Source organism: Halomonas llamarensis (genome assembly GCF_023555005.1).
Taxonomy (GTDB): domain Bacteria; phylum Pseudomonadota; class Gammaproteobacteria; order Pseudomonadales; family Halomonadaceae; genus Vreelandella; species Vreelandella llamarensis.
The window spans coordinates 22,361-30,658 of record NZ_JAMJPJ010000039.1; the positions used below are offsets into that span (position 1 = coordinate 22,361).

Below are 8,298 nucleotides of genomic sequence, written 5' to 3' on the forward strand. Positions count from 1 at the left end.
ATCATGGCGACACTGAGCGGTTTTCTGTGGCTAATCAGCTTCTGGCTTATCGGTGAAGTGGTGGTGTATTTCACTGCTTTACCGATCTCTTCCGGGGTGATTGGGATGCTTTTATTATGCATCACGCTTGCCCTACGCGGTGGTGTCCCCGAGAGCGTAGCCACCGCCGCGCAACCGCTGATTGCCCTGTTAGCGATGCTGATTATGCCCGGCGTTGTGGGTGTGTTCTTTATTGTCGGCGAGCTTTCCGGGCAGTGGACAGCGATTCTTGTTGGGTTGGTATTGGGCACGCTGCTCAGTGTTGTGACCACGTTATGGCTGATGCAGCGCCTCATGCGAGGTCATCATGCTGAGTGAGCCGCTGATCGAACGGCTGACCGATACCCCGCTCTTTGCCGTTGGTTTGACGCTCGCCGCTTATTTGCTGGGTATGGCGCTCTTTCAGCGCTTAAAGCAGCCGCCTTGGCTACCGGGGATATTGATTGCGGCGCTGCTGCTCGCGGGCTTTCTCGCCATTAGCGGCATTCATTACAGCGCCTACCAAAACGGGGCCACTTGGCTTTCCGTGTTACTCGGCCCCGCCACGGTGGCGCTGGGGATGCCGCTTTATCAACAGCTGCCAAGAATTCGTGAGCTGTGGTGTCCGCTTGCCATTTGTTTGCCGATTAGCGCCAGTCTTGCGGCGCTTTATGCGGTGGGCATCGCAAAGCTGATGGGCGCATCCGATCACGTTATGGCCTCATTGGCAGCTAAATCGGTTACCGCGCCGATCGCCATTGGCATTACCGAACAACTCGGCGGCTCGGTGGCGCTTTTAATGGGGGCGCTGCTGATTACCGGTGTCGCCGCCATTGCCTTTGTCAGTCTGGTGTCGCGGGTGATGAAAATTCGTGACGAACGCTTGATTGGTTTTGCGCTCGGCCTCAACGGCCACGCGCTCGGCACGGTAAGGGCATTCGAAATCGGGCCCACTGCTGGCGCTTTCGCGTCGCTGGGTATGAGCCTGACCGGCATTTTTACGGCCATTCTTCTGCCATTGGCCTGGCGCTTGCTCGGCGGATAACAGCCTGCGAATTGAGGAGAGACATGGGAGAGCCAGTTGCCCCCTACCGCATCGCCATTAACGGTTACGGCCGCATCGGACAGTGCGTGCTGCGCGCGCTGGTGGAGCGCCAGTTGCCCCACCTTCACGTGGTGGCCATCAACGAACTCTCTGATCTTGCCACCATCGCTTACCTAACCCGTTTTGATACAACCCACGGGCGCTTTCCCGGCACGGTGGAACACGCAGAAGAAAACGGTGGTGATCATCTGATCATCAACGGTCAGTATATTCGTGTATTGAGCGAACCTGACCCAGCAAAGCTCCCTTGGCGCGCGCTCAACGTGGACTTGGTGTTGGAATGCTCGGGCAGTTTTAAGGATCGCGCCACCGCAGAGCAGCATTTAGCGGCTGGGGCCAAGCAGCTGCTTTTCTCGCAGCCAGCGGAGAGTGACGTCGACGCCACGATCGTGTGGGGCATCAATCACGACACGCTGGATACTCGGCAGCGCATTCTCTCTGCCGCATCCTGCACCACGAATTGCCTCGTGCCGCTACTCACGGTGTTAGATGAAGCGCTCGGGGTGGATCACGGCGTCACCACCACCATTCACTCGGCGATGAACGATCAGCCCGTCATTGACGCGTATCACCAGACCGACCTGCGCTTGACGCGTTCGGCGATGCAGTCGATTGTACCGGTCGATACTGGGCTTGCTCGCGGTATTGGCCGCTTGATGCCCTCACTTACTGATCGCTTTGAATGCCTGCACATGCGGGTCCCCACGATCAACGTCTCAGCCATGGACATGGCCATCACCGTACGCCGCGATACTCATGCGCATGAGGTCAATCACCTGCTGCAAACGGCGAGCCAAACACGGCTAAATGGTGTACTCGGCTACACTGAGGCGCCTATGGCGTCCATCGACTTTAATCATGACCCGCACTCCGGCATCGTCGATGCTACCCAAACCCGTGTCGCTGGCACGCGGCTCGTCAAACTGTTTTGCTGGTTTGACAATGAGTGGGGGTTTGCCAACCGCATGCTGGATATCAGTCTGCACCTAGCGACGCTCCGCCCACAACCCCGCTTGATGCCTTTAACGAACTGATCGATTTTCTTTACCGCTATCAATACGAGGACAGCTTCGCATGAACGTGCAAAAAATGACCGACCTGCCGCTAAACGGGCAACGCGTACTGATTCGTGAAGACCTAAACGTCCCGGTCAAAAACGGCAGCGTCTCCAGCGATGCCCGGCTGCGCGCGGTGCTACCGACGGTTCAAGCTGCCGTTGACGCTGGCGCGAAAGTGCTGCTGATGAGTCACCTCGGTCGCCCCACGGAAGGCGAACCTGCCGAGGAGTTTTCCTTAGCGCCGGTGGCCACCCATCTTGGCGAGCTATTAGGACGCCCCGTCAAGCTGGTAAAGGACTACCTAGGCAGTCACCTTGAACTGAACGATGGCGAGGTCGTCCTGTTAGAAAACGTGCGCTTTAACAAAGGCGAAAAAAAAGACGACGAGGCGCTTGCCAAGCAGTACGCCGCGCTGTGCGATATTTTCGTGATGGACGCGTTCGGCACCGCTCACCGCGCTCAGGCATCAACTCACGGCGTTGCTCGCTTTGCGCCAAAGGCATGTGCTGGCCCCTTACTCGCGAGCGAGCTCGAAGCGCTGGAGAAAGCGCTAGCTAACCCGACACGGCCGATGACGGCTATCGTTGGCGGCTCCAAAGTATCGACCAAACTCGACGTGCTGAATGCGCTTTGTAAGACGTGTGATCAGCTCATTGTGGGTGGCGGTATCGCCAACACGTTCATCGCCGCAGCGGGTTATAATGTGGGCAAATCGCTTCACGAAGCTGATTTGATTCCGCAGGCCAAAGCACTAATGGAAACAGTCGCTATTCCATTGCCCACCGATGTGGTGGTGGCCACCGAGTTTTCTGAGTCGGCGCAGGCGACGGTGAAGCCGGTTGACCAAGTCGGCGATGACGAAATGATTCTGGATATCGGCCCTGAGACTGCCGTGCACCTGGCCAGTCTACTAAGAGAGGCGGGTACCATTTTATGGAACGGCCCGGTGGGCGTGTTCGAAATCGACCAGTTCGGCAAGGGTACCGAAGTGATCTCAAAGGCCATCGCCGAAAGCCCGGCCTTTTCCATCGCGGGCGGTGGCGATACGCTAGCCGCCATTGATAAATACACCATCGCTGAGCACGTTTCTTATATTTCCACCGGTGGCGGTGCATTTCTGGAATACGTTGAAGGCAAAACGCTGCCTGCTGTTGCCGCGCTAGAGGCCGCCGCCCAACGCGGTTAATACGTCATCGTTTGCACGCGTACGCATTCATACAAATCATTATATACACAGACAACTAAAGTAAGGTGTCCCTATGGCTTTAATCAGCATGCGCCAAATGCTGGATCACGCTGCCGAGTACGGCTACGGCATTCCCGCATTTAACGTCAACAATCTTGAGCAGATGCGCGCGATTATGGAAGCCGCCGATAAGACCGATTCACCGGTCATCATTCAGGCGTCTGCCGGTGCGCGTAAATACGCTGGTGCACCGTTTCTGCGCCATTTAATTCTAGCGGCCGTCGAGGAGTTCCCGCATATTCCGGTCGCCATGCACCAGGACCACGGCACGAGCCCGGCCGTATGCCAGCGCTCAATTCAGCTAGGGTTCTCCTCGGTAATGATGGACGGTTCGCTCGGCGAAGACGGCAAGACACCGATGGACTACGACTACAATGTCGACGTCACGCGTCGTACGGTGGAAATGGCGCACGCTTGCGGTGTCTCCGTCGAAGGAGAACTGGGTTGCTTGGGTAGCCTGGAAACCGGCATGGCTGGCGAAGAGGACGGCATCGGGGCGGAAGGTAAGCTCGACATGGAGCAGCTGTTAACCAACCCGGAAGAAGCCGCTGAATTCGTCAAAGCCACCCACGTGGACGCACTCGCCATTGCCATCGGCACCAGCCACGGCGCATACAAGTTCACGCGTCCACCCACCGGCGATACGCTATCCACCCAGCGTATCAAAGAAATCCACGCGCGCATCCCCGATACGCACCTGGTGATGCACGGTTCCTCTTCGGTACCGCAGGAGTGGCTTGATGTGATCAATCGCCACGGCGGCGAGATCCCCGAAACCTACGGCGTGCCAGTAGAAGAGATCGTCGAAGGCATCAAACACGGGGTACGCAAGGTCAACATCGACACCGACTTGCGCCTCGCTTCCACCGGGGCGGTACGTCGCTTTCTCGCCGAGAACCCTGCGGAATTCGACCCGCGCAAATTCCTCAAGGAAACCGTCTCGGCCATGCGCGATCTGTGCATCGCACGTTACGAGGCTTTCGGCACGGCTGGTAATGCCTCCAAGATCAAACCGATCAACCTCGAAGAGATGTTCCGGCGTTATGAAAGCGGCGAGCTCGATCCCAAGGTGACGTAACAACCTTTAATGACGGCTCTTAAAGGCAGCTCAAAGTGGCTGCCTTTTTTGCTTGGCCAACAACGCGGGCGGGAAAGAGATAGAACACTGTTCGCCAACGTCGTAAAATAATATGTCTGTACGCGCATTTCTCTTTTGTGTCCGATAAGCACGCCTAGAGCGTTGCAAGGAATTACGATGTTTTTGCCTCTTCTGCTGTTTGATTGCGATGGAACGTTAGTGGATAGCGAGCCATTGCTGGCAGAAGAAATGGCCATTGGTCTGAATGCTATTGGCTTACCCTTTGCTGTTTCTGACTACATGGGCGAATTTCGTGGTGCCCGCTTTCGCCGCATTGTTGCGGAGTTACAAAAACGTCATGGCGAGGTGGCCGCCGACCAGCTCAATATTATGGAAAGCGCCATGCGCGCGAACCTTGCCGAGCGCTTGGCCAGTAAGCTAACGACCATACCCGGCGCCCGGGAAGCACTGAATCAGCTTTCCGCCTATCCAAGTGCCGTGGTTTCGAATGGTCCAGAGAATAAAATTCGTACCGCCCTTCATACGACAGGGCTCAGTGAGCATTTTGGTGAACGGCTATTTAGCGGCTATACCGCCAATTGCTGGAAGCCAGAACCCTGCTTACATCTGCATGCTGCCAGCATTATGGGGTTTGCTGCCCGTGATTGTATTGCAATTGATGATGCACTAATTGGCGTCCAAGCCGCACTCGAAGCCGGTATGACCGTCATTCACCTGAACCGTTTCCCCGACGCTGAAATAACCCCGGAAGGGGCCATCATGATCAGCAGCATGCATCAGCTACCCACCATAGTTGAGCATCTAACGCGACAACAATGGGACGCGAACGCGAGTTTGCAGGCTGTGGCGGCTAAAAGCACGACCATAAAAGGAGCGTAATTATGCCCTCATTACGTGATCAGCTCGGCGGGCTGGTCTACTCTACTGACCAAGGCGATACGTGCCCGACATGCCGAGAACCACTGGACAAATGCCGTTGCAAGGAATTGTCCGAACAGCAACGAATCGCCGCACTCGATGGCATCGTGCGCATTCGCCGTGAAACCAGCGGACGCAAAGGCAAAGGCGTAACGACGTTAACGGGCATTCCTCTGCCTGAAAACGAGCTCACCACCTTAGCTAAACGATTAAAAAAGCGCTGCGGCACTGGCGGTGCCGTGAAAAATGGCGTGATTGAAATTCAAGGTGATCAGCGTGAGATACTAAAGCAGGCACTGACCGACCTAGGTTATACCGTCAAATTGGCTGGCGGTTAAGACATTTCCCTCTTAACCTCAGGGTGACAACTAGCCGCAACCCGACAAGGCAATGGTATGGTTTGGCTGGAATACCTATTACCACTGATTTTTCTTTTCCCCATGGCCGCCATGGGCGGCATCGTGTTGGCGCTTCGTAGCTTACACGACGGGCGTGTTCATTCGCCTTTCGACACACACCTTCTATGTGCCCCCGGTCAAGCACTGCGCAACCGACTCGATAACGCCTTTTCCAGCCTCTTTTTAAACGGCTCGTTAGGACCTCTCATCAGCTTAGCGCCGCTGGTTTATGGCATGGGGCGTATGCTATTCGTCGCACGGCAATACTGGATCGAGTGGGCTCTTTATGGCTTGCTAAGTTCGCTGTTGGTACTGCTTTTTTCGCTGCTTCTTATTCGCGACTATCAGCGTATTCGGCGATTAAAATTAGGCTTAGCGTGTGACCTTGCCGTTGGACAGGAGCTTGAGCGCCTTATTCGCCCCGACGCGCACCCTTACTATGTTTTTCATGACGTGCCCACTGATAGCTTTACCATCGACCATGTGGTCGTCACGCCTCACGGCGTATTTGTGGTGGAAACCAGAGCACGTACTCGTGCTATTGGCTCAGATGGACGCGAATTGAACCAAGTATTTGTTGAGCGCGAGCGGCTACGCTTTCCACACTGGCAAGAACACCGCCCTCTGTATAAAACGCGTCAGGCGGAGCAGTGGCTAAGTCAGTGGCTAGAAAAACGCTGTGGTTTGCGTGTCCCGGTTCGCGGCGTCTTAGTGTTGCCCGGTTGGGAGATCGATACCCGCGATGCGGCTAACGATATACTCGTTGTAAGCGGCGATACACTGTCACGCCAACTCGCCGAGTTAAAACCCGGCGAGCTAAGCGATGCCATCCACGACAAGGTCATATATCTTCTGCTGGAAAGGGCGCGCTTGATGAAGCTTAAACACTTACGCCACCCCTCTGTATAACGTCATGGCTTTAATCGCCTTTCAGTTTACCGCCCATCTCTTGAGCTAAATCCACTGCATAGTGATCCGTCATGCCGCCGATAAAATCAAGCATACGCCGGTAGCTATCGTACAACGGCCACTCACGCTGCGGTCGGTTTTCTCCTATCAAGGCTAGTACTCGCTGATGTTTAAACGATGACTGTCCCGCCTGATGGAGCTCATGTGCAGCACCAATGAAGGCCTCAAGGAGAATCCCCAGCGTCGTATAGGCGCCGATTTCTAGCTTGGCCTTGCGCTCATTTTGGAAGATTCGCTCGCGGGCAAGCTGTTTCGCCGCCTGCACCCCCCAACCTAAATCGGGGTGACAAAGCTCCAATAAGTCGGCATCTAAGCGGCCGTTTAACAACGCTTGTTCGTGCTGCACAAACACTGCACCCACTTCGTTGACTGCACGCTCCATGGCGGCCCCGCGTAGCAATGCGATACAACGCCGCTGTGAAACGCCGCGCGCCTGCATCTGCGCGTACTCCGCGGGCACTTCACCGGCGATATGTTGAAGAATATCGGCTACCTCTTCGTAACCCAGAATGCCCATTTCCAGACCGTCCTCAAGATCCAGCAAGGCGTAGCAAATATCGTCCGCCGCTTCGACCAGCCAGGCAAGGGGATGGCGACACCAGTGATCTTCTCCTTGCGGCAGTAAGCCCAGCGCATTAGCGACATCACGCAATAGGGGTAATTCAGATTGATAGGCGCCGAACTTTCCCGCCTGACTCCGGTGAGTTACCGCCCACGGGTATTTTACTAGCGTACCGAGCGTTGCCGTGGTCAAGCGCATACCACCTTGAAACTGGTTGTACTCAATTTGCGTAATTACGCGAAAGCCTTGCGCATTGCCTTCATAAGTCAGTAGGTCATTGCGCTCGGCTTGTGTGAGCCCATCGAGCCAGCCGCTCACTTGTGCGCGCTGAAACCAGTCACGGATCGCATATTCGCCGGCATGTCCAAACGGTGGGTTGCCGATATCGTGACCAAGGCATGCCGTCTGGACAATCACCCCCAGATCAGCCGGCGAGATCCAGGGGGGCAAACGCTCTTGCAACAATTCGCCAACAATCATCCCAAGCGAACGGCCAACACAACCCACTTCAAGTGAATGTGTTAAGCGAGTATGAATATGGTCATTCTCTGTCAGCGGGTGCACCTGAGTTTTCCGCCCCAGACGACGAAACGAGCCAGAGAAAACAATACGGTCGTGATCTTTATGGAAAGGACTACGGCCTATTTCACGCGTATTGTCTAAATGGCTGTCTAAGCGCTTATCATGAAGGCGCTGTGGTGAAAGCAGCTGCTCCCAGTGCATCTGTATCATGTCACTCCTCCTTGGACATGACATTCTGACATAAAAAACTGACAGGTAACGCCATACCCCAAAACAAAAAAAAATCCCCCCGGGCCTGAGCCCGGGGGGATTTTTCGGATAAGTGCCTGACGATGACCTACTCTCGCATGGGGAGGCCCCACACTACCATCGGCGCTGAGCGGTTTCACTACTGAGTTCGGCA

At 55.5% G+C, this 8,298-nt stretch carries 9 protein-coding genes and 1 rRNA gene; 8 read left to right on the forward strand and 2 right to left on the reverse strand.

The window, feature by feature from the left end:
- Positions 1 to 3: 3 nt before the first annotated feature.
- The 8 genes from M8006_RS15935 (at position 4) to M8006_RS15970 (ending at position 6,751) form a co-directional block, all read left to right on the forward strand.
- Positions 4 to 357 carry a CidA/LrgA family protein gene (locus tag M8006_RS15935; RefSeq protein ID WP_250083931.1) on the forward strand — a complete coding sequence of 118 codons (354 nt, stop codon included), beginning with the start codon at positions 4 to 6 and terminating at the stop codon, positions 355 to 357.
- Complete coding sequence (locus M8006_RS15940) at positions 347 to 1,063, forward strand: LrgB family protein (RefSeq protein ID WP_250083916.1); 717 nt, start codon at positions 347 to 349, stop codon at positions 1,061 to 1,063. Before M8006_RS15935 ends, M8006_RS15940 begins: the two co-directional genes overlap by 11 nt.
- Positions 1,064 to 1,086: 23 nt before the next feature.
- Positions 1,087 to 2,157 carry a type I glyceraldehyde-3-phosphate dehydrogenase gene (locus M8006_RS15945; protein ID WP_250083918.1) on the forward strand — a complete coding sequence of 357 codons (1,071 nt, stop codon included), beginning with the start codon at positions 1,087 to 1,089 and terminating at the stop codon, positions 2,155 to 2,157.
- A 40-nt stretch (positions 2,158 to 2,197) separates the two neighbouring features.
- Complete coding sequence (locus M8006_RS15950; RefSeq protein ID WP_250083920.1) at positions 2,198 to 3,367, forward strand: phosphoglycerate kinase; 1,170 nt, start codon at positions 2,198 to 2,200, stop codon at positions 3,365 to 3,367.
- Positions 3,368 to 3,440: 73 nt separating this feature from the next.
- The gene (fba, locus tag M8006_RS15955; protein ID WP_250083922.1) at positions 3,441 to 4,505 is read left to right on the forward strand and encodes a class II fructose-bisphosphate aldolase; all 1,065 of its coding nucleotides are present in this window, start codon (positions 3,441 to 3,443) and stop codon (positions 4,503 to 4,505) included.
- Between the two features lie 177 nt (positions 4,506 to 4,682).
- Positions 4,683 to 5,405 (forward strand): HAD-IA family hydrolase, encoded by a 723-nt coding sequence (locus tag M8006_RS15960; RefSeq protein ID WP_250083923.1) that lies wholly within the window; start codon positions 4,683 to 4,685, stop codon positions 5,403 to 5,405.
- Between the two features lie 2 nt (positions 5,406 to 5,407).
- Positions 5,408 to 5,782 (forward strand): translation initiation factor Sui1, encoded by a 375-nt coding sequence (locus M8006_RS15965; protein ID WP_250083926.1) that lies wholly within the window; start codon positions 5,408 to 5,410, stop codon positions 5,780 to 5,782.
- 57 nt (positions 5,783 to 5,839) lie between these two features.
- Complete coding sequence (locus tag M8006_RS15970; protein WP_250083927.1) at positions 5,840 to 6,751, forward strand: nuclease-related domain-containing protein; 912 nt, start codon at positions 5,840 to 5,842, stop codon at positions 6,749 to 6,751.
- Between the two features lie 10 nt (positions 6,752 to 6,761).
- Here the strand turns inward: M8006_RS15970 and M8006_RS15975 are convergent, their stop codons facing one another.
- Entirely contained in the window at positions 6,762 to 8,105 is a 1,344-nt protein-coding gene (locus tag M8006_RS15975; RefSeq protein ID WP_250083929.1) for a deoxyguanosinetriphosphate triphosphohydrolase, read from the reverse strand.
- A gap of 114 nt (positions 8,106 to 8,219) precedes the next feature.
- Positions 8,220 to 8,298 (reverse strand): 5S ribosomal RNA (rrf, locus tag M8006_RS18470); the annotation flags it as partial.